The 24,897-nt window shown below is 65.4% G+C and carries 25 protein-coding genes and 1 riboswitch; of the genes, 7 read left to right on the forward strand and 18 right to left on the reverse strand.

Annotated elements, in window-relative coordinates; all coding sequences use genetic code 11:
* Position 1 precedes the first annotated feature (1 nt).
* From proC to gshB, 9 genes are read right to left on the reverse strand one after another with little or no spacing between them, the layout of a single operon-like run.
* A complete protein-coding gene (proC, locus tag SPICUR_RS01670; protein ID WP_023365404.1) occupies positions 2-829 on the reverse strand; it encodes a pyrroline-5-carboxylate reductase in 828 nt (275 codons plus the stop codon).
* Positions 826-1,536, reverse strand: a complete 711-nt coding sequence (locus SPICUR_RS01675; RefSeq protein WP_023365406.1) for a YggS family pyridoxal phosphate-dependent enzyme — start codon at positions 1,534-1,536, stop codon at positions 826-828. Before SPICUR_RS01675 ends, proC begins: the two co-directional genes overlap by 4 nt.
* Positions 1,537-1,596: 60 nt before the next feature.
* Positions 1,597-2,289, reverse strand: a complete 693-nt coding sequence (locus tag SPICUR_RS01680; RefSeq protein ID WP_023365408.1) for a hypothetical protein — start codon at positions 2,287-2,289, stop codon at positions 1,597-1,599.
* A complete protein-coding gene (locus tag SPICUR_RS01685; RefSeq protein WP_023365410.1) occupies positions 2,286-3,569 on the reverse strand; it encodes a dihydroorotase in 1,284 nt (427 codons plus the stop codon). Before SPICUR_RS01685 ends, SPICUR_RS01680 begins: the two co-directional genes overlap by 4 nt.
* Complete coding sequence (locus SPICUR_RS01690; protein WP_023365412.1) at positions 3,566-4,534, reverse strand: aspartate carbamoyltransferase catalytic subunit; 969 nt, start codon at positions 4,532-4,534, stop codon at positions 3,566-3,568. The genes SPICUR_RS01685 and SPICUR_RS01690 overlap by 4 nt, the downstream gene beginning before the upstream one ends.
* Entirely contained in the window at positions 4,531-5,037 is a 507-nt protein-coding gene (gene pyrR / locus SPICUR_RS01695; protein WP_041382004.1) for a bifunctional pyr operon transcriptional regulator/uracil phosphoribosyltransferase PyrR, read from the reverse strand. The genes SPICUR_RS01690 and pyrR overlap by 4 nt, the downstream gene beginning before the upstream one ends.
* Positions 5,038-5,039: 2 nt before the next feature.
* Positions 5,040-5,447, reverse strand: a complete 408-nt coding sequence (gene ruvX / locus SPICUR_RS01700; RefSeq protein WP_023365416.1) for a Holliday junction resolvase RuvX — start codon at positions 5,445-5,447, stop codon at positions 5,040-5,042.
* On the reverse strand, positions 5,444-6,025 hold the full coding sequence (locus SPICUR_RS01705) for an energy transducer TonB (protein ID WP_023365418.1): 582 nt from the start codon (positions 6,023-6,025) through the stop codon (positions 5,444-5,446). The genes ruvX and SPICUR_RS01705 overlap by 4 nt, the downstream gene beginning before the upstream one ends.
* Before the next feature lie 6 nt (positions 6,026-6,031).
* Positions 6,032-6,988 (reverse strand): glutathione synthase, encoded by a 957-nt coding sequence (gshB, locus tag SPICUR_RS01710; RefSeq protein WP_023365420.1) that lies wholly within the window; start codon positions 6,986-6,988, stop codon positions 6,032-6,034.
* A 121-nt stretch (positions 6,989-7,109) separates the two neighbouring features.
* On the opposite strand from gshB, the gene SPICUR_RS01715 reads away from it, so the two are divergent.
* Positions 7,110-7,346 carry a FitA-like ribbon-helix-helix domain-containing protein gene (locus SPICUR_RS01715; protein WP_023365422.1) on the forward strand — a complete coding sequence of 79 codons (237 nt, stop codon included), beginning with the start codon at positions 7,110-7,112 and terminating at the stop codon, positions 7,344-7,346.
* Between the two features lie 15 nt (positions 7,347-7,361).
* Here the strand turns inward: SPICUR_RS01715 and SPICUR_RS01720 are convergent, their stop codons facing one another.
* The 3 genes from SPICUR_RS01720 to metK form a co-directional block, all read right to left on the reverse strand.
* Positions 7,362-8,120 carry a 16S rRNA (uracil(1498)-N(3))-methyltransferase gene (locus SPICUR_RS01720; RefSeq protein WP_077176298.1) on the reverse strand — a complete coding sequence of 253 codons (759 nt, stop codon included), beginning with the start codon at positions 8,118-8,120 and terminating at the stop codon, positions 7,362-7,364.
* Positions 8,086-9,498, reverse strand: a complete 1,413-nt coding sequence (gene ahcY, locus SPICUR_RS01725) for an adenosylhomocysteinase (RefSeq protein ID WP_023365426.1) — start codon at positions 9,496-9,498, stop codon at positions 8,086-8,088. Before ahcY ends, SPICUR_RS01720 begins: the two co-directional genes overlap by 35 nt.
* Positions 9,499-9,515: 17 nt before the next feature.
* A riboswitch (S-adenosyl-L-homocysteine riboswitch) is annotated at positions 9,516-9,600 on the reverse strand.
* An 18-nt stretch (positions 9,601-9,618) separates the two neighbouring features.
* Entirely contained in the window at positions 9,619-10,779 is a 1,161-nt protein-coding gene (gene metK, locus SPICUR_RS01730; protein WP_023365428.1) for a methionine adenosyltransferase, read from the reverse strand.
* 130 nt (positions 10,780-10,909) lie between these two features.
* Between metK and tkt the strand changes: the two genes are divergently transcribed.
* From tkt to pyk, 4 genes are read left to right on the forward strand one after another with little or no spacing between them, the layout of a single operon-like run.
* Positions 10,910-12,910 (forward strand): transketolase, encoded by a 2,001-nt coding sequence (gene tkt / locus SPICUR_RS01735; protein WP_041381580.1) that lies wholly within the window; start codon positions 10,910-10,912, stop codon positions 12,908-12,910.
* A 15-nt stretch (positions 12,911-12,925) separates the two neighbouring features.
* Positions 12,926-13,936: a type I glyceraldehyde-3-phosphate dehydrogenase gene (gene gap / locus SPICUR_RS01740; RefSeq protein WP_023365432.1), complete on the forward strand. Its 1,011-nt coding sequence runs from the start codon at positions 12,926-12,928 to the stop codon at positions 13,934-13,936.
* A complete protein-coding gene (locus SPICUR_RS01745) occupies positions 13,936-15,105 on the forward strand; it encodes a phosphoglycerate kinase (protein WP_023365434.1) in 1,170 nt (389 codons plus the stop codon). Before gap ends, SPICUR_RS01745 begins: the two co-directional genes overlap by 1 nt.
* Positions 15,106-15,118: 13 nt before the next feature.
* The gene (gene pyk / locus SPICUR_RS01750; protein ID WP_023365436.1) at positions 15,119-16,558 is read left to right on the forward strand and encodes a pyruvate kinase; all 1,440 of its coding nucleotides are present in this window, start codon (positions 15,119-15,121) and stop codon (positions 16,556-16,558) included.
* Between the two features lie 21 nt (positions 16,559-16,579).
* Here the strand turns inward: pyk and SPICUR_RS01755 are convergent, their stop codons facing one another.
* Positions 16,580-17,470, reverse strand: a complete 891-nt coding sequence (locus SPICUR_RS01755) for a phosphoribosylaminoimidazolesuccinocarboxamide synthase (RefSeq protein WP_023365438.1) — start codon at positions 17,468-17,470, stop codon at positions 16,580-16,582.
* A 1-nt stretch (position 17,471) separates the two neighbouring features.
* A complete protein-coding gene (locus SPICUR_RS01760) occupies positions 17,472-18,959 on the reverse strand; it encodes a cryptochrome/photolyase family protein (protein ID WP_023365440.1) in 1,488 nt (495 codons plus the stop codon).
* A 95-nt stretch (positions 18,960-19,054) separates the two neighbouring features.
* Between SPICUR_RS01760 and SPICUR_RS01765 the strand changes: the two genes are divergently transcribed.
* Both SPICUR_RS01765 and SPICUR_RS01770 read left to right on the forward strand, forming a co-directional pair.
* Entirely contained in the window at positions 19,055-19,831 is a 777-nt protein-coding gene (locus SPICUR_RS01765) for an SDR family NAD(P)-dependent oxidoreductase (RefSeq protein WP_023365441.1), read from the forward strand.
* Positions 19,828-20,259 carry a nuclear transport factor 2 family protein gene (locus SPICUR_RS01770; protein ID WP_023365443.1) on the forward strand — a complete coding sequence of 144 codons (432 nt, stop codon included), beginning with the start codon at positions 19,828-19,830 and terminating at the stop codon, positions 20,257-20,259. Before SPICUR_RS01765 ends, SPICUR_RS01770 begins: the two co-directional genes overlap by 4 nt.
* On the opposite strand, the gene SPICUR_RS01775 is transcribed toward SPICUR_RS01770, so the two are convergent.
* Genes SPICUR_RS01775 through SPICUR_RS01790 form a run of 4 tightly spaced genes read right to left on the reverse strand, consistent with a single transcriptional unit; the run spans position 20,256 to position 24,860 of the window.
* Positions 20,256-21,587, reverse strand: a complete 1,332-nt coding sequence (locus tag SPICUR_RS01775; protein ID WP_023365445.1) for an MFS transporter — start codon at positions 21,585-21,587, stop codon at positions 20,256-20,258. The two genes, SPICUR_RS01770 and SPICUR_RS01775, sit on opposite strands and share 4 nt — an antisense overlap.
* Entirely contained in the window at positions 21,584-22,798 is a 1,215-nt protein-coding gene (locus tag SPICUR_RS01780; RefSeq protein ID WP_023365447.1) for an SAM-dependent methyltransferase, read from the reverse strand. Before SPICUR_RS01780 ends, SPICUR_RS01775 begins: the two co-directional genes overlap by 4 nt.
* Positions 22,795-23,577 carry a DUF1365 domain-containing protein gene (locus SPICUR_RS01785; protein ID WP_023365449.1) on the reverse strand — a complete coding sequence of 261 codons (783 nt, stop codon included), beginning with the start codon at positions 23,575-23,577 and terminating at the stop codon, positions 22,795-22,797. The genes SPICUR_RS01780 and SPICUR_RS01785 overlap by 4 nt, the downstream gene beginning before the upstream one ends.
* Entirely contained in the window at positions 23,574-24,860 is a 1,287-nt protein-coding gene (locus SPICUR_RS01790) for an NAD(P)/FAD-dependent oxidoreductase (protein WP_023365451.1), read from the reverse strand. The genes SPICUR_RS01785 and SPICUR_RS01790 overlap by 4 nt, the downstream gene beginning before the upstream one ends.
* Positions 24,861-24,897: the final 37 nt, after the last annotated feature.

Here is a 24,897-nt window from a genome sequence, read left to right on the forward strand (position 1 = left end):
GCTACTGATCTCCCAGTTCGTGACCCAGCTCGTCAGCGCGGTGGGCGGCAGCCTGCAGCGCCCGGCGGTAAAGACCGGCCAGATCGCCGCCCTCCAGTTCGCCGATGGCGGCAGCGGTGGTGCCACCGGGGGAGGTCACCCGGCGCTTGAGTTCGTCGACGTCCTCGTGACTCTCCAGTGCCATGCGTGCCGCCCCCAGTGCGGTCTCCAGGGTCAGCAGGTGCGCTGTTCTCGCATCCAGACCCATTGACTCACCGGCCGCCTGCATCGCCTCCATCGTGAGGAAGAAATACGCGGGACCGCTGCCGGAGATCGCCGTGACGGCATTCATGTCCCGCTCGTCGGTCAGCCACACGACCATCCCCACAGCGCGGAGAATGGTCTCGGCGAGGTCGCGCTGCTCGTCGGTGACCTGCTCATTGGCATAGAGCGCCGTCGCGCCGGTCTGCACCAGTGCCGGCGTATTGGGCATAGCGCGCACGACCGGGCTTTCGCCGCCCAGCCAGCGATCGATGTCGGCACAACGCACCCCCGCTGCCACCGAGATCACGAGGCTTTTCTGGTCGCGGATATGGGGCGCGAGCTCGCGGACGACATCGGCGATGCGCGCCGGCTTGACCGCCAGCATGATGACATCGGCACCGCGGATCGCCGTGGCATTGTCCTCGAAGGCCTGAACCTCGAAATCCCGGGTCAGGGCGTCGCGACGTTCGGCATCAGGCTCGGCGATGCGCAGGCCGACGGCTGGGTGGCGATCGGCAATGAGCCCACCGATCAGGCTGCGGGCCATATTGCCGCCACCGATGAAGGCGATGGTGTTTTCACTCAAGACGGTTTCTCCGGTCGGGGTCCGAAAACGGCCGTACCCAGGCGAACCATCGTCGCCCCCTCGGCCACCGCCGCTTCCAGATCGTTGGACATGCCCATGGACAGGGTATCGAGTGCCAGCCCGTCATTGATCAACCCGGTCTGCTGCTCACTGAGCTGCCGGAATGCGGCGCGCTGGGCATCAAACGCGGTGACTGCCTCGGGCAGGGTCATCAGGCCGCGTAGGCGGAGGTTGGGGAGGGCGGCGATGGCATGCGCCAGCGCCCGCACCTCGGCCGGCTCGGCGCCGGATTTACTCGCCTCACCGCTGACGTTGACCTGCAGGCAGCACTGCAGTGGCGGTAGCCCGTCGGGGCGCTGTTCCGAGAGGCGCCGCGCGATCTTGAGCCGATCGACGGTATGCACCCAGTCGAATCCCTCGGCAACGGCCCGGGTCTTGTTCGACTGAATCGCCCCGACGAAATGCCACTCAATCGGCTCGCCGGCGAGTGCCTCGCGCTTCTCCGCCCCCTCCTGGAGGTAATTCTCGCCAAAGGCATGCTGCCCCTGGGCGATTGCCGTGCGCAGGGCCGAGACCGGCTGGCGCTTGCTGACCGCGAGCAGCTCGACACTGCCGGTTTCACGATCATAAGCGGCCTCCGCATCGCGGATTCGCTGGCGTACGGCGGCCAGCCGCCGGGCAATGTCATCATGCTCGGTTGTCGTCATGGGGAAATGATACGGCCGGAGGTGTCACGGCGTCGAATGTCGGCTCAGTGCGGCCCATCATCAATGGTTTGTAACCGGCAACTCCACCCACTCCACCGCGCCGATGCTCGCTGCCAGTCCATCGCGGAACGGATGCAGGCTGTGCCAGGGTCCGAAGGCGATGAGCCGCAGCGCCTGACGCGTCTCCGCGGGTGTGTCACTCAGATAGCGCCCCAGAAGGTCGAGGACGCTACCCGTATGCACGCCCGGCCGGTCGTCGTTGAGGGCAACCCGAGCCGGCACGCCAGCCTGTTCCAGCGCCGTCAGGCCGGCAATTGCGACATCCGCCAGCGCCGGAATGAAAAATCGTGACGGGACCAGACGGCCAGGGATGCCATATCCCCCGCCGAGCAGTGCCAGCCGCGTCCGCTCGGCATGGCGTTCGGCCAGAGCAATGGCCGGGCCAACGCCAAGATCCACGCCGACGATCAGCAGCCGGTCATCACCGTCTGTCTGGATCGGTTGTCCCTGCAGGAATGATACGGTCACCGGTAGGCCCGGCCGCAGTCCCTGTGGCAGTCGAGCGCCGGGGAGGATGCCCGCCAGCCATCCCTCGCGGGTATCCGCATCACGCACCGGCAGGCAGCAACGCTCGCCATTGATATCCAGCCACAGCCACTGCCCGGGCGCGGGTGGCTCGGCAGTCCACTCGATGCGGAGCAGCCACCAGTCATCCACGACCGGCGTTGCGTCGATCAGTCGCGCCGGTGTCATGCCTCGTCGGGTCGATGCACCAGCCGGCCGGCGACCAGTGTATGCGTAGCGCGGGCGCTGAATTCCCAGCCCAGGAACGGCGAATTGTGACCGCGGCTGCGCAGTGTCTCCCGGGTGCAGAACCAGGGCGAGACGGGATCGATGACGGCAAGGTCGGCGGCACCGCCCACTGCCATACGGCCGCCCTCAAGTCCCAACAGCCGGGCTGGCTCGACGGTGACCGTGGCGAGCGCACGCGGCAGGGACAGGACTTCATCCTCAACCAGACGGAGCACCAATGGCAGGAGCGTGTCGATGCCACTGGCACCGGGCGAGGTGCTCGCGAACGGGCCATCCTTGGCGTCCTGATCATGGGGCTGATGGTCTGAACAGATGATACGGATCACCCGATCGGCAACGGCCTGCCGAAGCGCCTGGCGATCGACGATGTCACGAAGCGGTGGGTCGAGATGGAAGCGGGAATCGTACTCCATCGCGTCCTGATCAGTGAGGAACAATTGATGGATCGCCGCATCCGCGGTTAGGTGACGGTTCTCGCCGAGCTCACTGGTCAGAAGACGTGCGCCCTCGGCGCTGGACAGCCGACCGAAATGGACTCGGGCCCGGCCAGCGCTGGCGACCGCCAACTGACGGCCGAGGCCGGCGGTCTCCGCCGCGGCGGGGATGCCGGGCAGACCCAGCCGTGTCGCGGTTGGCCCTTCGTTCAGGCAGCCGGTTGCCAGGCACGGATCCACGGGCGTTAGCAGTGCCGGGAGCGAAAAGGTACAGGCGTAGTCGAGGGCCCGCTGCAATACCAGTGAATCCTGAATGGGACGACCGCCGTCGGCGACCGCCGGGCAGCCGGCCGCGGCCAGCCCGGCCATGCCGGAGAGCTGCTCGCCGGCCAGTCCCACGGTCAGGGCTCCGAGTGGCACGACCCGCGCCCCGGCGGCATGATCGGCCCGATGGGTCACCTGTTCGACGACCGACGGGCTGTCCATGACCGGGTGTGTGTCCGGTGGCATCACCAGCGTCGTGATGCCTGCGGCGGCCGCGGCGTGGCTCTCGCTGGCGATATCCGCCTTACGGGTGGCCCCCGGTTCGCGTAGCCGCGCGCTCAGGTCGATCAGTCCCGGGATGACCCAGCGTCCCGTAGCGTCCACGGACTTTTCGGGGGTGAAATCATCGATCCGGCCACCGAGCTGGACGATGCGGCCATCCGCGATCGCGATGTCGCCCACCTCATCGAGTCCGCTTTCCGGATCGAGCAACCGGCCGTTACGAATGAGGATACGACTCATGTGGCCTCCCGCGGGGTTTCGGGTTGAACACCCAGCACCATGGTCATTATCGCCATGCGGATCGCGATGCCGTTGGTGACCTGATCAAGGATGACCGAGCGCGGCCCGTCCGCCAGCTCGGAGTCGATCTCCACGCCGCGGTTGATGGGACCCGGGTGCATGACGATCGCCTCCGGGTGGGCGGCGCGCAGGCGGGATTCAGTCAGACCGTAATGGCGGAAATACTCCGATTCGCCGGGTAGCAAGGCCCCCTGCATACGCTCGCGCTGCAGGCGCAGGGCGATGACCACATCCACATCCCGCAGTCCGGCGCCCAGGTCGTTATAGACCTGGACGCCGAGGGTATCCACGTCGGCAGGCAGCAGGGTGTTCGGGGCGATGACCCGGATCTCGCCGACGCCGAGGCCGTTCAGCGCATGAATCTGTGAGCGCGCCACGCGGGAGTGGCGGATATCTCCGACAATCGCCACGCGAAGTGGCTCGAATGCCCCCTTTTGCTGGCGGATCGTGTAGGCATCGAGCATCGCCTGGGTGGGATGGGCATGCCAGCCGTCACCCGCGTTGAGAACCGCCACGCCCGGATCGACATGGCGGGCAAAGTATTCCGCTGCGCCGCTCTGATCGTGGCGGATGACGAACATGTCGGCCTGCATGGCCTGCAGGTTGCGCAGCATATCGAGCAGGCTCTCACCTTTGGTGGCGGTGGTATCCACCGCGACGTTGAGCACATCCGCGGAGAGGCGCTTGGCCGCGAGCTCGAAGGTGGTCCGTGTGCGTGTGCTCGACTCGAAGAACAGATTGACCACCGTCCGGCCGCGCAGCAGCGGAACGGTCTTGATCGATTTGCCGATGACCCCAGCAAACGACTCGGCGGTATCGAGAATACGCGTCAGCAGCTGCGGATCCAGGCCTTCGGTGGTGAGAAAGTGACGGAGTTCGCCATGTTCGTTGAGCTGCACACTCATGGGCTTGCCTCCTCGATCACCAGATGCAGCGGATCGGGTCCACGCAGTTTGACCCGTTGGCGCGGCGCCAGATCGATGGGTGCGGCAACGATGTCCGCAGCAATCGGTAGCTGGCGGCCGGAGCGCTCGAGTAGGACGGCGAGTCGCACCGCCGCTGGACGCCCATAATCGAATAGCTCGTTCAGCGCGGCGCGGATGGTACGCCCGGTGTAGAGGATGTCGTCGACCAGGATGATGATGCGGTCATCGATATCGAGCGGCATCCGCGATGGCCGCACGGCATCGGGTAGGCCGCCACGCGTCAGGTCGTCGCGATAGAACGCGATATCCAGGGTGCCCGGCGCATCCTGCCAGCCAAGCCGTTGCTGGAGGGCCTGTGCCAGCCAGGCTCCGCCCTGGTGGATACCGACCAGTGTGCACCGCGATGGGCCCTCAGCCTCGGCGAGTGCCGCAACACGCTCGGTCAGGGCCGCCAGTAGGGGCTCGATGTCAGGTAGATCTATCTTCACGGGCTCTGCTCACTCAACCAGGTCTCGAGGATGATACGCGCCGCCTCGGCATCGATCACCTTTGCCGGGTGGCCGCGCCCCCGCAGCTCGCTCCGCGCCTCATGACTCGATAGATGCTCGTCGATGCGATGCACACTGCAGCCGGTCCGTCGCGCCAGTTCCCCTGCGAAACGCTCAGCAAGGCGGGTACTGTGCGAGGCACTGCCGTCGGCGTGACGTGGGATGCCGACGATCAGTGCGCGGGGGCGCCACTCACGGATCAGCGATTCGAGTGCTGGCCAGTCGGGTATGCCCTGGTCGCAGTCAAGCACCGACAGCGCCCGTGCGTGACCGGTGATGGCCTCGCCAACCGCGATGCCGAGGCGTTTGGCACCGGCGTCGAATCCCAGATAAGTGTCACTCATGACTGTTCCTCGCCGAATGACCAGGTGCGGGTGATGATCAGTTCATCATTGCCCTGCAGCACCTCCGGCGGCACCGCAGGATAAGGGGCGGCGTCGCGCACCAGCGCGCGTGCCGCATCGCGAAGGGCCGAATGATTGCTGCCGCCGATGATCCGTATCCCGACGATCTGGCCGTCCGCATCCAGCGAAATGGCCATGATCACCCGACCGGTGATGCCGGCCTCAATCAGCTCGTGCGGATATTCCCGATTGCCGATGGTCTCGGTATGCACGATCCAGTCGCGCAGATAGCGTGCTGTCGGTGCGTCATCCGGGGTGCCATCGACCGACCGTTGACGGGTGCTGGAGGTCGGTTCCGCCTGCCAGGACTCGGGTGCGGCACCGGTTATCAGGCGTAGCGATGAACGCCGGCTTGTTGAAGCGGTCCTGAGGGCCAGCTCGAGGGGTTCCCGCGTCTCGATCCGGGGTGAGGACAGGGCATTGGGTCCGAAGGGGCCGAAAATCACGATCAGGTGCACCAGTGCCGACAGCAATACCGCCATCACCAGGCGATCACGGACCAGGGCGGCATCTTCCATGAATGATCAGCGATCGCCGCTCAGCTGCCCCTCGATGGCGGTGAACAGCTCGCCGGCGATATTCGTGCCCTGCTGGGTGTCAATCTCGCGCACGCAGGTCGGCGAGGTGACGTTGACTTCGGTGAGGTAGCCCCCGATGACATCCAGACCGGCAAACAGGATCCCCTGCTCGATCAGCAGCGGTCGCACCTGCTCGACGATCCAGCGCTCGCGATCGGTCAGGGCGCGGGCAACGCCGCGACCACCGGCGGCCAGGTTGCCGCGGCTCTCGCCAGCGGCGGGCAGGCGAGCGAGTGCGAAGTCAACCGGTCGGCCATCAATCACCAGGATGCGCCGGTCACCGTCGCTGATCTCGGGCAGATAGCGCTGCGCCATGACGTACCGGGTGCCCCGTTCGGAGAGCTGCTCGATGATCACGCTGGTATTCGGATCGCCGGCCCGGACCACGAAGATGGCCTCGCCACCCATGCCGTGGAGCGGCTTGAGGACCGCCTGCCCCTGCGCGTGGATGAAGGCCTTGAGGGGTGCAGCTTTCATTTCCACGACGGTGGGCGTGCAGCACTGTGGGAAATGGGCGATGGCGAGTTTTTCCTGCACTTTGCGCAGCCCGGCGGGGCGGTTGATGACTCGGACGCCGGCGCGTTCCGCAACCTCAAGGATATGCGTTGCGTAGACAAAGGCGCTGTCCACCGGTGGGTCCTTGCGCATGAGCAGGGCATCGAGCTGGTCGAGGGGGGCTTCGCGGCGCTCGCCCAGGCTGAACCAGTCGTGATTGTCATCGCGCACCGTCAGCTCGGCCCCGTCCCCGTAGGCGACCCCGTCGCGCAGGGACAGGTCGGCCAGGGTGTAGTAGTGGACCGTCCAGCCGCGCCGCTGCGCTTCGAGCAGCATGGCGAGCGTGGTGTCCTTGTACGGGGTGATCCCTTCGATGGGATCCATGACAACGCCGAGGCGGTAGGGCATAGCGGGCACTCCTTTGGCAGGCGCGCAGTATAAGCCATCACTGCGAATGCGTCGCCCGCGCCTTGCTTACCTCTGTATCAAAGAATAATTTGCACTCATTGATCGCAAAATGGGATGTGTCATGGCGGCAATGACAATTCGTCATCTGGATGAAGCACTGAAGCGCCGCTTGCGCATTCAGGCGGCTGTGCATGGTCGTTCCATGGAGGATGAAGCCCGGGACATCCTGCGGGTTGCCCTGACCAGTGACGATGCCGAGGCGGGATCGCTCTATGAGGCAATCCGTCGCCGTATCGAACCGCTGGGTGGCGTGGAGCTGGATGATCCGCAGCGCGAGTCAGTCAGTTCAACGCCATGATCGCCGGTCGGAGCGCTACCCCAGATCCCCGATAACCGTCTGGATGACCGCGAGCGCGGCGACTGGGGCGGTGTCGCTGCGCAGGATGCGCGGGCCCAGGCGGATGCGCTGCCAGCCGCACTCGGTGACGCGCTGGATTTCTTCGGGCGCCAGCCCGCCTTCGGGGCCGATCAGGGTCGCCAGCTCGGTGGTGGGTTCGAGGTCCTGCGCGGCGCGGTCACCGTCGGTGTCAAAGATGACGCCGGGCAGGCCGGACACGGTGGCCAGGGCCTCGTCCAGCGCGCAGGGCTTTTCCACCGGTGGAATGCGATTGCGGCCGCACTGCTCGCAGGCGGCCACCGCCACGGCCTGCCAGTGGCGCTGCTTTTTGGCCCAGCGCTCGGCATCAAGCCGGACCACGCAGCGGGCGCTGATGACCGGGATGATGCGCGCAACGCCCAGCTCGGTGGCCTTCTGCATGGAGTAGTCCATGCGCTCACCTTTGCTGATGCCCTGCAGGAGGGTGACACCGACCGGAGCCTCGGCCTCGCGGGCCGAGAAGGCCTCGATCCGCGCCTGCGCGCGGCGCTTTTGCAGCGTCTCGATGCGGGCGGTGTATTCGCCACCGGTGCCATCAAAAAGCACAAGCCCGTCACCGCTTCGCAGTCGACGGGCCTGTATATGTCGGATCGCCGGGTCGGGGAGGTCGATGACCTCTCCGACCGGCGGAATGCCTGTTACATGCAGGCGGGTTGCGGGATCAGTAGCGATAGTGCTCGGGCTTGAACGGACCATCGACAGTGACACCGATATAATCGGCCTGGTCCTTACGAAGCGCGGTCAGCTGGGCGCCAATCTTTTCGAGGTGCAGGCGGGCCACTTCCTCGTCGAGGTCCTTCGGCAGCACGTAGACCTTCTTCTCGTAGCTGCCGTCGTTGTTGAACAGCGCCATCTGGGCGAGCACCTGGTTGGTGAAGCTCGCCGACATCACAAAGCTCGGATGACCGGTGGCGCAACCCAGGTTCATCAGACGGCCCTCGGCGAGCAGAATGATCTTCTTGCCGTCGGGGAAGCGGATGTGGTCGACCTGCGGCTTGATGTTCTCCCACTCATACTGACGCAGTCCGGCCACGTCGATCTCGTTGTCGAAGTGCCCGATGTTGCAGACGATGGCCTCGTTTTTCATGGCCTTCATGTGATCGTGGTTGATCACGTTGTAGTTGCCGGTGGCACTGCAGAAGATATCAGCCTTATCAGCCGCCTCTTCCATGGTGACCACGCGGTAGCCTTCCATCGCCGCCTGCAGCGCGCAGATCGGGTCGATCTCGGTGACCCAGACGCTGGCGCCCAGTGCCTTCAGGCTCTGTGCACAGCCCTTGCCGACGTCGCCGTAGCCGGCCACCACCGCGATCTTGCCGGCGATCATGACGTCGGTAGCGCGCTTGAGGCCGTCCACCAGTGACTCGCGGCAGCCATAGAGGTTGTCGAACTTGGTCTTGGTGACCGAATCGTTGACGTTCATGGCCGGGAAGGGCAGCTCGCCAGTCTGCTGCATTTCATACAGCCGCTTGGCACCGGTCGTGGTCTCTTCAGTCACGCCCTTGATCGCGGCCTGAGTGCGCGCATAGAAACCAGGATTTTCCTGCAGGCGCCGACGGATAGCGGCGAAAAGGGCGCGTTCCTCGTCGCTGTCCGGATTGTCCAGCACCGAGGGATCCTGTTCGGCCCGGGCCCCCAGCGTGACGGCCAGGGTGGCATCACCGCCGTCGTCGAGGATCATGTTCGGCTCGCCGTTGGGCCACTCGAGGATCCGGTGGGTGAACTCCCAGTAATCCTCCAGCGATTCACCCTTGTAGGCAAAGACCGGCGTGCCATTCTCAGCGATGGCCGCGGCGGCATGATCCTGAGTGGAGTAGATGTTGCAGCTCGCCCAGCGGCACTCGGCGCCCAGCGCCTCGAGGGTCTCGATCAGGACCGCCGTCTGAATGGTCATGTGGATCGATCCCGCCACGCGGGCGCCCTTCAGCGGTTTTTCACCGGCATACTTCTCGCGCAGGGCGATCAGGCCGGGCATTTCGGTTTCGGCGATATCCATTTCGCGACGGCCAAACGGGGCCAGGCCCGCGTCGGCGATGATCGATCCAGAAAGCTTAGTCTCAACGACAGCGTTCATGGGTTGACTCCATGTGTTGCGGTTGAGCGCCGTTGTTCGTTGAAACCCCGGCATCGAGCCTCCCACCCTGTCATCTGGCGTGGTGCAGCGCTCCTCGATGCCCGGGCGATTGGGTTAGCGCTATAACCCGGCGGCGTCTCTCAGGCTGTCCGCCCGATCAGTGCGCTCCCAGGTGAACGTCTCTTCCTCGCGGCCGAAATGGCCGAAGCTTGCGGTGGGCTGATAGATGGGTCGAACCAGATCCAGCATCCGCAGAATTCCGTATGGGCGTAGATCGAAGTGCTCACGCACAAGTTCCACCAGCCGCGTCTCCGATATCTGTCCAGTGCCGAAGGTATCGATGGAGATCGACATCGGCTCGGCGACACCGATGGCATATGCCACCTGGATCTCGCATTTGTCCGCCAGCCCTGCCGCAACGATGTTCTTGGCAACATACCGGCAGGCATAGGCCGCGGACCGGTCGACCTTGGACGGATCCTTGCCCGAGAACGCCCCGCCGCCGTGCCGGGCCATGCCGCCATAGGTGTCGACGATGATCTTGCGCCCGGTGAGCCCGCAGTCGCCGACGGGGCCGCCGATCACGAACTGACCGGTCGGGTTGATGAAAAACCGCGTCCGGTCGCTGATCCACTCGGCGGGAATGACCGGTCGGATCACCTCTTCCATGATCGCCTCCCGCAGGTCGGCCTGCGAGACACTGTCGTCATGCTGGCTCGAGAGCACGATGGTATCCACCGCCACCGGGCGACCGTCCTCGTAGACAAAACTGACCTGCGATTTGGCGTCTGGCCGCAGCCAGGGCAGGACGCCACTGCGCCGCACGTTGCTGTGGCGCTTGACGAGACGATGGGCGTAGGTGATCGGTGCGGGCATGAGGACGTCGGTCTCGCGACAGGCATAACCGAACATCATGCCCTGGTCGCCGGCCCCCTGCTCCTCGGGCAGTTCGCGATCCACGCCCTGGTTGATGTCGGGGCTCTGCTTGCCGATCGCGTTCAGCACCGCGCAGGTCGCGCCGTCGAATCCTACCTCGGCGCTGTTATAGCCGATATCGACGATGCGGCGACGGACCAGATCCTCCAGATCGATCCAGGCCGACGTCGTGATCTCGCCGGCGACAATGACCATGCCCGTCTTGACCAGGGTCTCGCATGCGACCCGCGCCGCGGGATCGTCTTTGAGGATTGCATCGAGGATGGCGTCGGAGATCTGGTCGGCGACTTTGTCCGGATGGCCTTCCGAGACCGATTCCGATGTGAAGAGGTACTGACTGCCCATGCTTGGCCGTTCGCTCCCTGTGGTTCGAACACTGATTAGCCCAGAAGTGTACCGTTGGTTGCCTGCATGCGGGAAGTTCTGGAGAATTGAGGCCTTCCATCCATTGCCGCTGCGCCGGAGAAACCGCCCCATGCCCACTCGCCGCGAACTCGCGAATGCCATCCGCGCCCTGTCCATGGACGCTGTTCAATCTGCCCAGTCCGGTCATCCGGGTGCCCCTATGGGAATGGCGGACATCGCAGAAGTCCTCTGGAATGACTACCTCCGGCATAATCCAGCCAATCCGCACTGGCCCAATCGCGATCGATTCGTGCTCTCCAACGGCCATGGCTCGATGCTCGTTTACTCGCTGCTGCATCTCAGTGGTTATGACGTGCCGATGGATGCCCTGCGGCATTTCCGACACCTCGGGTCGGGGACACCCGGGCACCCAGAGGTGGGCGACACGCCGGGTGTCGAGACCACAACGGGTCCGCTGGGACAGGGGCTTGCCAACGCGGTGGGCATGGCGCTGGCGGAGCATATCCTCGCCGGTCAGTTCAATCGCCCCGGGCACCCATTGGTTGACCATCACACCTACTGCTTCCTCGGCGACGGCTGCCTGATGGAGGGGATCTCCCACGAGGCCTGTTCGCTCGCCGGCACGCTGGGGCTGGGCAAACTGATCGCGGTTTACGACGATAACGGCATCTCCATCGATGGCAAGGTCCGGAACTGGTTTACCGATGACACGCCCGCCCGGTTCCGTGCTTATGGCTGGCATGTGGTTGAGGAAGTCGACGGTCATGATGCCGAGGCGGTTCGGGCCGCCATCGAGACGGCCCGTGCGGTGACTGACCGGCCGTCGCTCATCTGTGCCAAGACCACGATCGGTTTTGGCGCGCCCAATGTCTGCGGGACCCACGGCGTTCACGGCGCACCACTGGGCGATGAGGAAATACAGGCAAGCCGCGAGTTCCTCGGCTGGACCCACGCGCCATTTGAGATCCCGGACGCGATCTATGACCGCTGGGATGCCCGGGCCCGCGGTAACGCCGCCGAGGCGCAGTGGCGAGAGACGCTGGCCGCCTATCGTGAGGCGCATCCCGAGCTTGCCGCCGACTTCGAGCGCCGCATGGCGGGCGAGCTGCCAACGCATTTCGCTGAGCATGCCCAGGCGTTCATCGAGAAAGCCCAGGCGGAAGGTGGGAATGATGCGAGCCGCAAGCACTCGCAGGCGGTGCTCAATGGCTTCGGTCCGCATCTGCCCGAGCTCACCGGGGGATCCGCTGATCTGACGGGGTCCAACAACACCTGGTGGAAGGACTGCTCGGCGGTGAGCGCCGAGGACCCGGGCGGCAATTACCTGTCCTATGGCGTCCGCGAATTCGGCATGACCGCCATCATGAATGGGATGGCACTGCATGGCGGACTCATCCCCTATGCCGGGACGTTCCTGGTGTTCTCCGACTACGCCCGCAATGCGGTTCGCATGGCGGCGTTGATGGGCGTGCGCAGCATCCTGGTCTACAGCCACGATTCCATCGGTCTGGGCGAGGATGGACCCACCCATCAGCCCATCGAGCAGCTCCCCAGCCTGCGACTCATCCCCAACCTTGATGTCTGGCGGCCCTGTGATCTGACCGAGACGGCGGTCGCCTGGCAGATGGCACTGACCCGCACCAACGGCCCGAGCGCCATGGCCCTGTCGCGCCAGAAGCTGCCCCACCAGCCGCGGCAGAATGACGGGATCGAGGGGATCCGCCGCGGCGGGTATATACTGCGCGAACCGGCGGTGAATCCGCAGGGTATCGTCATGGCGAGCGGCTCCGAGGTGGGGATGGCCGTCGAGGCCGCCGATGCACTCGAAGCGCGGGGCTACGCGATACGGGTGGTCTCGGTTCCATGCCTCGAGCGATTCCTCGCTCAGCCGACCGACTATCGCGAGACGGTCCTGCCGGCCGCGATTGGTGTCCGGGCCGCGGTCGAAGCGGCCGTCCCTGACAGCTGGCGGGCGCTGGTGGGCAACGAGGTAGGACTGGTCGGGCTCCGTGAGTTCGGCGCCTCAGCGCCTGGTGATACCGTTTATGAACATATGGGGCTGACCGCCGAAGCGGTGGTGAGTGCCCTTGAGCAGCAATTAGAGCAATAACAGGAGTCTGGAAATATGGCGATCAAGGTAGGAATCAACGGTTATGGCCGTATCGGCCGTAACGTGCTGCGTGGGCTCTACGAGGGCGGCCGCAGTGACGAGATCCGGGTTGTGGCCATCAACGATCTGGGCGATGCCGAGACCAACGCCCATCTGACCCGCGTCGATACCGCCCACGGCCGCTTCCCCGGCACCGTTGAGGTCCGCGATGGCAACCTGGTCGTCAACGGCGACGAGATCAAGGTCATGGCCGAGCGCGATCCTTCCAAACTGCCGTGGGGCGATCTGGATGTTGACGTGGTCATGGAATGCACCGGGCTTTTCGCCAGCAAGGAAAAGGCCTCGGCGCATCTGCAGGGCGGTGCCCGCAAGGTGCTGATCTCCGCGCCGGGTGGTAGTGACGTCGACGCCTCGGTGGTCTATGGCGTCAACCACAGCGTCTTGCGCGCCGAACACCAGGTGGTCTCCAATGCCTCCTGCACCACCAACTGCCTGGCGCCGCTGGTCAAGCCGCTCAACGATGCAATCGGCATCGAGCAGGGGCTGATGACCACGATCCATTCCTACACCAACGACCAGGTGCTGACCGACGTCTATCACAAGGACCTGCGCCGCGCCCGGAGCGCGACTATGTCGCAGATCCCGACCAAGACCGGTGCCGCCGCCATGGTCGGCCTGGTGCTGCCCGAACTCGACGGCCGCCTTGATGGCTATGCCATGCGCGTGCCGACGATCAACGTCTCCAGCGTTGACCTCTCGTTCATCGCCTCGCGGGACACCTCCGTGGAGGAAGTCAATCGCGTGGTCCATGAGGCCAGCGAGGGGGCACTCAAGGGCGTACTGGCCTACAGCGACGGGCCCTATGTATCGGTGGACTTCAATCACGACGCGCATTCCTCGACGTTCGATGCGACCCTCACCAAAGTGAGCGGCCGGCTGGTGAAGGCCTGCGCCTGGTATGACAATGAGTGGGGCTTTTCCAACCGGATGCTCGATACCGCGCTGGCCATGATGAAGGCCAAGTAATGACGGTACGCACATTGGACGATGTCAGTCTCGCGGATCAGCGGGTACTGGTTCGTGAGGATCTGAACGTACCGCTGAAGGCGGGCGCGATTGTTGACGAGTCCCGTTTGCGGGCGGCGTTGCCGACACTGCAGCGGCTGCTCGATGGCGGCGCTCGGGTCATGGTGATGAGCCATCTGGGGCGGCCCAAGAGTGGTGGGTTCGATCCCGAGGCCTCAATGGCGCCGGTGGCCCGACGCCTCGGTGAACTGCTGGACCGCGAGGTGCCGGTGGTGCGCGACTGGCTGGATGGCGAGACCGTGCCCGAGGCTGGTGGGATCATGCTCTGCGAGAACGTGCGCTTCAACGCCGGCGAGACGGACAACGATGAGGCGCTCTCGCGACGGATGGCCGCGCTCTGCGATCTATTCGTCATGGACGCCTTCGGTACCGCTCACCGCGCCCAGGCCTCGACGCACGGAGTGGCCCGTTTCGCGCCCGACGCCGTTGCCGGGCCTTTGCTGGCGGCGGAGCTCGAGGCACTCGGCAAGGCACTGAAGTCCCCCGATCGACCGCTGGTGGCGATCATCGGTGGCTCCAAGGTGTCCAGCAAGGTCACTGTGCTCGAGCAGCTCACCGACCGCGTGGATCAGCTCATTGTCGGTGGTGGCATCGCCAACACCTTCATCGCTGCGGCCGGTCACGGGGTGGGCAAGTCCCTGATCGAGGCCGATTTCGTCGACACCGCCCGGTCGCTGATGGACAAGGCCCGGGCCGCCGGTGGCGAGATCCCCATTCCCGAGGACGTGATCGTTGCCGATGAGCTGAGCGACTCGGCCGAGGCGCGGGTGCGTGACGTTGATGCGGTCGCTGACAGCGAGATGATCCTCGATGTGGGACCGAAGACGGCGGCGGCCTACGCCGAGCGTCTGCGCCAGGCAGGAACAGTGGTCTGGAACGGTCCGGTGGGGGTGTTCGAGATCGACGCTTTCAGTGCCGGCACCCGGGCACTGGCCGGCGCCATCGCGGAATCCGCGGCGTTCTCCATCGCGGGGGGTGGCGACACGCTGGCCGCGGTTGCGAAGTACGGCGTTGAGGATCGCATTTCATATATCTCCACCGGCGGCGGCGCATTCCTCGAATTCCTCGAGGGTCGTGAGCTACCCGCCGTGGCTGTGCTGGATCGATAAGGGAGAATCGACGATGAGCCGTCAGACAAAAATAGTTGCGACCCTCGGTCCGGCAACCACCGATGAGGCGTCGCTGCGGGGGATCGTAGACGCCGGCGTCGACATGGTTCGAATGAACCTCTCGCACGGTGATCACGACGAGCACCGCGACCGCGAGCAGACCCTGCGTCGCACCGCACGGGCCGCCGGCCGGGTGGTCGGTATGCTCTGCGACCTCCAGGGGCCGAAAATCCGTGTCGAGCGTTTCACCGGCGGATCGGTGGAGCTCGACGAGGGCGCTGCCTTTTTCCTCGATCCCACACTCGATGGCGATGCGGGCAGTTCCGAGGGAGTGGGCGTGGCCTACGCCGGGCTGCCCACTGACGTGGCCCCAGGCGATATCCTGCTGCTCGCCGATGGGTTGATCCGTCTGCAGGTCGAGCGCATCGAGGGGACCCGCATTCACACCACGGTGCAGGTGGGTGGCACGCTGGGTGATCGCAAGGGCATCAATCGGCTGGGCGGGGGGCTGTCCGTTCGTGCCCTGACCGATAAGGATCGCGTGGATATCAAGCTCGCCGCCGAGCTCGAGGCCGACTACATGGCCGTGTCCTTTCCCCGCGACGGCGCCGACATTGACGAGGCGCGGGCGCTGCTGCGCGAGGCCGGTGGCCATGGCGGCATTGTCGCCAAAATCGAGCGCCACGAGGCGGTAGAGGCCCTGGACGAGATCATGGAAGCCGCCGACGCGGTGATGATCGCCCGCGGGGATCTCGCCGTGGAGATCGGCGATGCCGAGCTGCCCGGCGTACAGAAGCGCATCATGCGCATGGCCCGCGAACGGGACTGTGTGGTGATCACCGCCACCCAGATGATGCAGTCGATGGTCGACAGTCCCATGCCCACCCGCGCTGAGGTGCTGGACGTGGCCAATGCGGTGCTCGACGGCACCGACGCGGTCATGCTCTCCGAGGAGACCGCGATGGGGCATTACCCGGCCGAGACGGTTGGCGCCATGTCGCGGGTCTGCGTGGGGGCCGAGACATATGCCGACGAGACGCGCCCGGTGGGTGGGCTGACACCCGGCGTGCATTTCGATCGCATTGACGAGTCTATCGCCAAGACGGCGATAACCACGGCCAACAGCCTTGGGGCGAAGGCGATCGCGGCGCTTACCGAATCCGGTGCAACCGCTATGTGGATGTCACGGATCGGCACGGATATCCCGATCTACGCCCTCTCGGAGCAGCCGCGGACGCGACGTAAGGTGACCCTCTACCGGGGCGTCAACCCAATCCGGTTCGATCCGACCCAGCGTGAGCATGATGCGGTGAACCGAGAAGCGGTGGCGGAGCTCAAGGGGCTCGGTGCGGTCGGTGATGACGACCTCGTGGTCATTACCAAGGGGGACCTTGCCGGCGAGCAGGGTGGGACCAACGCCATGAAGGTGGTGAAGGTCAGCGAGATCATCTAGCCCGCCCTGCGCTCACCGGTCTCAATGACCGGTGAGCCGCCTCTCCGCCTCCCGATACTTCGCCGCTGTCTGTTCAATGACTGTTTCCGGCAGTTCTGGGGCGGGTGGGGTCTTGTCCCAGTCCAGCATCTCGAGATAGTCCCGGATGTATTGCTTGTCGAAGCTCGGCGGAGAGCTGTCCGGTCGGTACTCGCTGGCCGGCCAGAAGCGGCTGGAGTCGGGAGTCAGCGCTTCATCGATCCAGACCAGGTCACCGGTGCTGTCGAGACCGAACTCGAACTTGGTATCGGCGATGATGATGCCGCGTTCGCGGGCAAACGCCGCGGCCTCACTGTAGAGCGATAGCGTAATGCGGCGCAGGCGCTCGGCCATGTCACGGCCGAGCCCCGCCACCACCGCCTCGAAACCGACGTTCTCATCATGATCACCCGCCGCCGCCTTGGTTGATGGCGTGAACAGCGGCTGCGGGAGCGGATCGGCCTGCCGCAGACCGCGCTCTAGGCGGATTCCGCAGAGGTGGCCCGTTGCCTGGTAGTCCTTCCAGCCCGAACCGATCAGATAGCCGCGTGCAATCGCCTCGAACGACAGCGGTTCGACCCGTTTGACGATCGCCGCCCGACCGTCGATCTGCTCGCGCTCGTCAGGGTCGCTGAGAACAGCCTCAAGCGGCAGGTCGAGGCGTTGGTCTGGCAGTTGACCGGCGAGCCGCTCGAACCAGAAGCCCGACAATCGGTTGAGGACCGCGCCCTTGCCGGGAATCGGATCCGGTAGCACGACGTCGAAGGCCGACAGTCGATCAGTGGTGACAACGAGCAGCGTGCGGTCATCGACCGCGTAGACGTCGCGGACCTTGCCCCGCTGCAGGAGTGGCAGGCTCTGGATCTCACTCTGATAGAGGTGCTCGGGCGGCAATTCAGGCTCCTTTCTTGATCTGCTCGAATGCCGCCAGGGCTGCCTGACGGCTTTCCTTCAGGTCGACCAGCGGATGCGGATAGTGCACGCCCAGCGTGACGCCGGCATCACCCAGGACGCTGGCCGGGGCCTGCCAGGGGGCCTGGCGATGTTTGGCCGGCAGCCCGGCGAGCGCCGGCAGCCACTGTGCGATGTAGGCGCCATCGGCATCAAAGCGCTCACCCTGGCGGATTGGATTGAACACCCGGAAATAGGGCGCGGCATCAGCGCCGCTGCCCGCCACCCACTGCCAGCCCAGGCTGTTGCTGGCCAGATCGGCATCGACCAGCGTCTCCCAGAACCAGGCCTCGCCGGCCTGCCAGGGCAGACGGAGGTTTTTGACCAGAAACGAGCCCACTACCATGCGCACGCGGTTGTGCATCCAGCCCGTGGTGTAGAGCTCGCGCATGCCGGCATCGACCAGCGGAATGCCGGTCTCACCACGCTGCCAGGCGCCGAGGAGCTGATCACCCGGATCCTCCTGCCAGGGGAAATCGGCGAACCGCGGATTAAGGGGGGCATCGGGGAATTCGGGATGGTGATAGAGCACATGCTGGGCGAACTCCCGCCAGCCGATCTCGGAGAGGAACATCTCGGCACTGTCGAGTCGGTCGCCCTCGGCGCCATGCCGGGCGAGCTGTGTCTGTACCGCCTGCCAGATCTGGCGTGGGCTGATCTCGCCGTGATGGAGATGCGGCGAGAGTCGTGAGGTACCGGCCACGGCGGGCTGCTCGCGACCCTCGCGGTAGTCGGCAAGGGCGGTTTCCATAAAGCCGCCAAGCCGATCCTGAGCGCCCTGCTCGCCGGGCTGCCAGGTGCGACGCAGCCCCTCCGCCCAGTCGACACGCGGCAGTAGATCGAGCGCGTCCAGCGGGGCGGTGATACCCGCCGGGGGGACGACTGCACCGGCCAGATCCCGGGCCCCATCGGGCGCGGCGAGATCGGTCGGCACCGAGAGCGGTGGGGCGGGCTCGGCCTGTCGCCGACAGGCACGCCAGAACGGCGTGAACGCCTTGTAATCGCCACCGGTGCCGGTCTGGATGGTCCAGGGCTCGTGCAGCAGGGCGGCGTTATGGCTGTGGGCGTCGATGCCCTCGGCCTTGAGACGCTGCTTGACCCGGGTGTCGTGCTCGATCCGCGCCGGCTCGTAGAGCCGGTTCCAGTGCACTGCCTCCGCCCCGGTCTCGGCGATCAGTTCAACGATCGTCGCCAGGCTCTCGCCCTCGCGGACGATCAGCGGCAGCCCCCGGGCGGCCAGGGCGTCCGCCAGGGCCTGGAGGCTGTGGTGCAGCCACCAGTTGCTGGCGCTTCCCGGCGCCCAGTCGCCCGCCTCGGCCGGGGCATGGATATACACCGGGATCACGGGGCGTCCCGCGCGCGCCGCGGCATGCAGTGCCGGATTGTCGGCAAGGCGCAGGTCACGACGGATCCAGTAGAGGGCAGGGCGCATGGAGGGAGTCCTCGTGTTAAGCGGAGTCGTTGGCCAGCCGCGGCTGTCTCACCGCATAATCATACCGATACGGTCATCAGGGGCACAGGGAAACCATGACAGCAACAACGACACAGGGCGGACGCGTCGTCCTTATTACCGGGGCGAGTGCAGGGATTGGTGAAGCGCTGGCGATCAAGCTTGCCCGGGATCACTGGCAGGTCGTCGTCAGTGCCCGTCGCGAGGCGGCACTGCGCGCGATCGGCGAGGCGCATCCGGACATCGCTGACCGAATCCATCCCTATCCACTGGATGTGACCGATCCGCAGGCCTGTGAACAGGTCTTCGCGGCGGTCGAGGACGAGGTTGGCGAGATCGACACCATCATCCTCAATGCTGGTGACTACGACCCAATGCCCCTCGATGACTTCGATCCGGCGGTGTTCCGGCGCCTGGCGGAGGTCAATTATCTGGGCACGGTCAACGGCGTCGGCGCCGCGCTGTCGCTCATGCGTCCCCGCGCCCGGGGCCAGATCCTGGTCACTGCCAGCCTTTCGGCCTATCGCGGTCTGCCCCAGGCAGCGCCTTATGGCGCCAGTAAGGCGGCCGTTCTGAACATGGCCGAGGCGTTGCAGCCGGCGCTGCAGGGAACGGGCGTATCACTGCGTGTGATCAACCCCGGTTTCGTGAAGACCCGTCTGACCGAGAAGAACCAATTCCACATGCCGCAGCTCATCTCGCCGGAACGCGCCGCGGACTATATTCAGGATGAAATCGACGACGAGGGATTCGAGATCGTCTTTCCCAAGCGTTTCGCCTACACACTCAAACTGCTGCGGCTGTTGCCCTATAAGCTGTATTTCGCGCTGACCCGGCGCATGGTCCAGTCGTGACGGCGCTGCAGCGCTATGGCGAGTTCTTTGCCGGCATGCAGCCGACCGATCTGGATCGCCTCGATATCGTTTTCGTCGAAAACGCACGCTTTCGCGATCCGTTCAACGAAGTCGAGGGAATCGCCGCGATCCGGGCGGTATTCGAGCACATGTACGCCAATTGCGCTGAAGCGCGGTTCGAGGTGCTCGAGTCGGTGGGCGGAGAGCGGGTCGGCTATCTGCGCTGGCGTTTTCACTTCCGTCTCAAGCGCGACCGGCGCAAGCGTCGCCCCGTCGATGGGGTGTCGCGTGTGGTGCTCGCCGAAGACGGGCGCGTCCGTGAACATATCGACTATTGGGATGCCGCCGGCCAGCTCTATGAGCAGTTCCCGGTCATTGGGGGGCTGATGCGCTGGCTGCGCTCACGGCTCGCCGTCGCCGACCGTTAGCGCGTCGGGTCGACTGCTGCGCTGGGCCCGCTCTCCGCGTCGTGGACCCGCGCCCGAGTGGCGACCTGCGCCCGCCGGTCGTGGGGGAATCGCCACATCAGCGCGGTCGCGGCGAGCTTGAAGCCGATCGGGACGGCGCCGTAGAACAGTGCGAGGGCGAAGGTGCCATCCCGGTCCTCGACCTGGGTGGCATCGAATCCGAACCACTCCAGAAGCGGGAAGGCGATGCCCACGGCCAGGGCAAGGGCGAGCTTGGTCGCCATGTTCCAGATCCCGAAGTAGAGCCCGGTACGCCGGCCACCACCGGCGGCGGTGTCGAGGTCGACCAGATCGGCCTGGATGGCCGCCGGCAGGGCCATGTCCACGGCCACGCCGACCCCGGACAGGAGGCAGATGATCAGAAACGCGGTGGTGTCGCCGGGCCCCAGGAACGGCACCGCTGCGAAGATCAGTGAGGTCCAGAGCATCGACAGCGCCCAGGCGCGATGCTTGCCGATCCGCTGCGACAGCCACAGCCAGCCCGGCAGCGCCGCGATACCGACCACGAAATAGACCAGCAGCAGCGGGCCAGTCCAGCTTTCGGCGCGCAGGACATGGACCACGAACAGCGTGAACAGTGATGCCGGCAGACCGTTCGCCAGGCCATTCATGACATAGGCGGCCAGCAGACGCAGGAAGGGGCGATTGTTGCGCAGCAGGTGCCAGCCTTCCCGCCAGCCAACGGGATGCGAGGTGAGTCGGTACTCGGGGACACGCCAGAGCGTGAGTGCGACCACCGGCGGCAGCACCAGGACCAGCAGCCAGGCGAGGCCCGAGAGCGTCTCGGCATCGGCCCGACCGGCGCCGGCAAGGGTCGGCCAGGCGATGGCGAGCAGGGTGCCGGCGAGCATAAAGCCCTCGCGGCTTGCGGTCAGGCTGGAGCGCTGATCATAGTCTTCCGAGAGCTCGGCACCCCAGGCGGTATAGGGCAGCGACATGAGCGTCCAGCCAAGATAGGCGGCGAGCCCCCAGCCCAGCAGATAGCCCAGTCCGACTGCCTCGGGCGGCCGAAACAGCGCCCAGGCACTGACCAGTAACACCGGCATGCCGGCGGCGATCAGTGGTCGGCGTCGGCCCCAGCGGGTCTGCAGACGATCACCGAGGCTGCCGATGAGCGGGTCGGTGACCACATCCCAGAGCCGTGCGACCAGCAACGCGGTGCCCACGGCGGCAAGGCCAAGTGTTTCGCCATAGAACCCCGGCAGGAACACGTACATGGGCACGCCCATGACCGCCAGCGGGACCGCCGGCAGCCCATAGAACAGGATCTGTGCGCGGCTCAGACTCACGGCCGACGCAGCAGCACGCGTTTCACGTCGATGCTCTCGGTGCGGAATCCGGCATAGCAGTAGGCCAGGTAATAGCGCCACATATTGATGAAGTAATCATCGAAGCCGAGTGCGCGGATCCGCGGCAGTGCCTGTACGAAGCGGGCATCCCACTGCAGCAGCGTGGTGGCGTAGTGCTGGCCAAGGCCAGTGGACTCGAGGACCTCGAGACCGCCATTGTTGCTCTCCTGCGCCAGCCGCTGCGGCGTCGGTAGCATGCCGCCGGGGAAGATATAGCGCTGGATGAAATCCGGCCGGCGACGGTATTCCTCGAATCGGTCCTCATCAATCGTAATGCCATGCAACCCGATCCGCCCGCCGGGGCGGACGCGGTCATGGAGCATCCGGAAGTAGGCGGGCCAGTAGTCCTCGCCCACCGCCTCGAGCATCTCGATGGACACGGCGTGGTCAAAGCGACCGCGGGTATCGCGATAGTCCTCGAGGCGCAGATCCACCTGGTCGGCGAACCCGGCCTCGGCGATCTGGCGCCGGGCCCAGGCGAGCTGTTCGGTGGACAGGGTCAGGCCGGTGACCTTAATGCCCCGGCGCGCCGCGGCCATTGCAAAGCCGCCCCAGCCGCAGCCGATCTCGAGGATATGCTCACCGGGCTGGGCACCGAGGGTGTCGAGCAGCCGGTCATACTTATTGCGCTGCGCCTCAACGAGGGGCTGATCGGGGCGCTCGAAGATCGCCGCCGAGTAGGTCATCGTGTCGTCGAGCCAGTGGCGATAGAACTCGTTACCGAGATCATAATGGGCGGCGATGTTGCGGCGGCTGCCCTGCTGGGTGTTCCGGCGCCCGCGATGGTGCAGTGACAGACGCAGGCGATGCAGCCAGGAGGGCTCCATGCGCTGCTGAAAGGCGTCCTCGTTGCGCAGCATCAGCTCGAGCAGATGTGCCGTGTCGGGGCTCGACCATTCACCGGCCATATAGCTCTCGGCAAAGCCCACTGACCCGCGGGTGGCGATCCGCGCCACCATGCGGAGGGGCCGATGCAGCCGCATCGTACCGGTGGGGCCGGCCTCGCGGCCCTGAATGAGGAAGGGTTCGCCGTCGGGCATCTGACCCTCCATCCGGCCCCGGCGCAGACGGCTGAGCCAGCCCAGCAGAATGCGTCCGGCCAGGGGAAGGGGCGAGGGTAGGTCGATGACCGACTCCTGGTGACTCGTCATTGACTGATCTCCGAATCCGGCGGCGCCGGTTTGCGGTGGAAGCGTCCACCCCGGAGCCAGATCTTGAGGGCCTGCCAGTGAATGGCAGCAATCACTTTCAGCGTCATAAAGGGTACCGTCACGGCGGCGCGGAGCAAGCCCCGGTCCCCCCCGCGTCGGCGCTCACCGGTCTGCACCGCAATCAGGGCAGGTGTCTCCGGGTGATCGACATTATGCCAGTTCACGGTCGCACCATAGCGCTCGTCCGGGGCCTGTATGCGGAACTGATAGTGGCCGTTGCGGGGCAGGAACGGCGAGACATGGAAGACCTTGGTCGCCGAGTCGCGCAGTCGCTCCGGGAGCGCATCGCCCTTTTCGTGGAGCAGATAGCCATGCCACTGCCCGAAGGTGTTGCGGACCTCCGCGAGGACGGCGCGGAGCGTCCCGTCGGCATGCCGGCAGAACCACAACGTGAGCGGATTGAATACATAGCCCAGCACCCGCGGGTAACAGAGGATCTGCACCCGGCCGCCGTCAAGCTCGATGCCTGCCTCCGCGAGTCGCGCATCGATCCACGGGCGTAGGGGGGAGCCATCCTTGGGGCCGTGATCGCTGTCGCGGAATCCAATCAGGTTGAAGCGGTTGTGCGAGAACAGCCGATGACGACGGGCCGCCTCATCCAGACGGTCGATATCGAGCAGCAGGCTGAACACCCGGTAGCTGAAGTGATACCGGGGCTCGATCCGGCGCTCGTGAACCAGCTGGCCGCTGTAGAGCGTGAGTGCGTCGGCCGCCGTCATGCCATGGACACTCCCTGCCAGGGGGCGGGGGCGCCGAGCCGTTCGGCGACGCGGACGGCGCTCGCCAGCGCATCCTCATGGAAGCCATAGCCGTGATAGCTCCCGCAGTACCAGATCCGGTCATTGCCCTGAATGGTCGGCAGATCCGTCTGGGCATCGATGGCCGCCTGATCGAAGACCGGATGGTCATAGCGCATGCGGCGGATGACCGTTTCCGACTCGGGCGTCTGCAGTGGGTTGAGGCTCACGAACACGTCCGTCCCGGTGGCCAGGGATTGCAGGCGATTCATCCAGTAAGTCACTGACACTGGATGTGTTCCATCGACGCCTTCAGTGGTCAGATGGTTCCACGATGACCACACGGCGCGCCGCCTCGGCATCAGGCGTGTATCGGTATGCAGCCAGGCATCATTCGTGTTGTAGCCGAAGGCCGACAGTAGCCCGGCCTCATCGGCATGGGGGGCCTCCAGCATGGCGAGGGTCTGATCCCCGTGCGCGGCCATCACCACTTCGTCGAACTCACCCAGCTCGCCATCCCTGCCGCTGAGACGCACCCCGGTCTCAGTCCGGCAGACCGAGCGCACGGGCATGGCCGTGTGGATGTGGGCAATGGACGGGCGCATGCGCTGGATGTACTCGCGACTCCCGCCGCTCACGGTCCGCCATTGAGGCCGGTCCTTAAGCTGGATCAGGCCATGATTGTAGAAAAACTGCAGGAAGGACCGCGCCGGGAACGCCAGCATTACGTCCTGCGGGCAGGACCAGATCGCCGCGCTCATGGGCAGGAGGTAATAGCGTCGGAATGCCTCGCCCATGCCCAGCTGATCAAGCAATTCACCCAGGCTGATGTCATCACCCTGCGCACCGCTTGCCAGCCGCTCGTTGGCGGCCTTATTGAAACGCAGGATGTCGCGCACCATACCCAGAAACCGCGGGCGGAACAGATTGCGGCGCTGCGCAAACAGCGTCCCCAGACCACTGCCGGCATACTCCAGGTCGATATCGGTCGCGGCGAATGCGAACGACATGTTCGATGCCTGCGTGGGCACATCGATATGCTCGAACAATGCCTTGAGCTGCGGGTAATTGGGCTCGTTGTAGACAATGAAACCGGTATCCACGGGGATCGAACCCTCAGGCAGATCGCAGGCCACCGTGTTGCTGTGACCGCCGAGCCGGTCGGCCGCCTCGAACAGCGTGACCTCGTAGCGTTGCGAGAGGAGCCAGGCGGCACCAATACCGGCGACACCGCCGCCGACTACCGCGATTTTCCGAGATTCCATGCAAAACTCACTGTTGGTTGAGGCGCCACATTCTACA

The sequence above is a fragment of the Spiribacter curvatus genome (genome assembly GCF_000485905.1).
Taxonomy (GTDB): Bacteria; Pseudomonadota; Gammaproteobacteria; order Nitrococcales; family Nitrococcaceae; genus Spiribacter; species Spiribacter curvatus.

Coding starts and splice junctions, on each gene's coding strand:
- SPICUR_RS01790 (WP_023365451.1), bottom strand. CDS start 24,860: ATGGAATCTCGGAAAATCGCGGTAGTCGGCGGCGGTGTCGCCGGTATT.
- gap (WP_023365432.1), top strand. CDS start 12,926: ATGGCGATCAAGGTAGGAATCAACGGTTATGGCCGTATCGGCCGTAAC.
- SPICUR_RS01705 (WP_023365418.1), bottom strand. CDS start 6,025: ATGGAAGATGCCGCCCTGGTCCGTGATCGCCTGGTGATGGCGGTATTG.
- SPICUR_RS01745 (WP_023365434.1), top strand. CDS start 13,936: ATGACGGTACGCACATTGGACGATGTCAGTCTCGCGGATCAGCGGGTA.
- SPICUR_RS01760 (WP_023365440.1), bottom strand. CDS start 18,959: ATGCGCCCTGCCCTCTACTGGATCCGTCGTGACCTGCGCCTTGCCGAC.
- SPICUR_RS01675 (WP_023365406.1), bottom strand. CDS start 1,536: ATGACGACAACCGAGCATGATGACATTGCCCGGCGGCTGGCCGCCGTA.
- SPICUR_RS01715 (WP_023365422.1), top strand. CDS start 7,110: ATGGCGGCAATGACAATTCGTCATCTGGATGAAGCACTGAAGCGCCGC.
- metK (WP_023365428.1), bottom strand. CDS start 10,779: ATGGGCAGTCAGTACCTCTTCACATCGGAATCGGTCTCGGAAGGCCAT.
- SPICUR_RS01780 (WP_023365447.1), bottom strand. CDS start 22,798: ATGACGAGTCACCAGGAGTCGGTCATCGACCTACCCTCGCCCCTTCCC.
- SPICUR_RS01720 (WP_077176298.1), bottom strand. CDS start 8,120: ATGGTCCGTTCAAGCCCGAGCACTATCGCTACTGATCCCGCAACCCGC.
- SPICUR_RS01685 (WP_023365410.1), bottom strand. CDS start 3,569: ATGAGTCGTATCCTCATTCGTAACGGCCGGTTGCTCGATCCGGAAAGC.
- SPICUR_RS01765 (WP_023365441.1), top strand. CDS start 19,055: ATGACAGCAACAACGACACAGGGCGGACGCGTCGTCCTTATTACCGGG.
- pyk (WP_023365436.1), top strand. CDS start 15,119: ATGAGCCGTCAGACAAAAATAGTTGCGACCCTCGGTCCGGCAACCACC.
- gshB (WP_023365420.1), bottom strand. CDS start 6,988: ATGCCCTACCGCCTCGGCGTTGTCATGGATCCCATCGAAGGGATCACC.
- tkt (WP_041381580.1), top strand. CDS start 10,910: ATGCCCACTCGCCGCGAACTCGCGAATGCCATCCGCGCCCTGTCCATG.
- SPICUR_RS01690 (WP_023365412.1), bottom strand. CDS start 4,534: ATGAGTGTGCAGCTCAACGAACATGGCGAACTCCGTCACTTTCTCACC.
- SPICUR_RS01785 (WP_023365449.1), bottom strand. CDS start 23,577: ATGACGGCGGCCGACGCACTCACGCTCTACAGCGGCCAGCTGGTTCAC.
- ruvX (WP_023365416.1), bottom strand. CDS start 5,447: ATGAGTGACACTTATCTGGGATTCGACGCCGGTGCCAAACGCCTCGGC.
- SPICUR_RS01680 (WP_023365408.1), bottom strand. CDS start 2,289: ATGACACCGGCGCGACTGATCGACGCAACGCCGGTCGTGGATGACTGG.
- ahcY (WP_023365426.1), bottom strand. CDS start 9,498: ATGAACGCTGTCGTTGAGACTAAGCTTTCTGGATCGATCATCGCCGAC.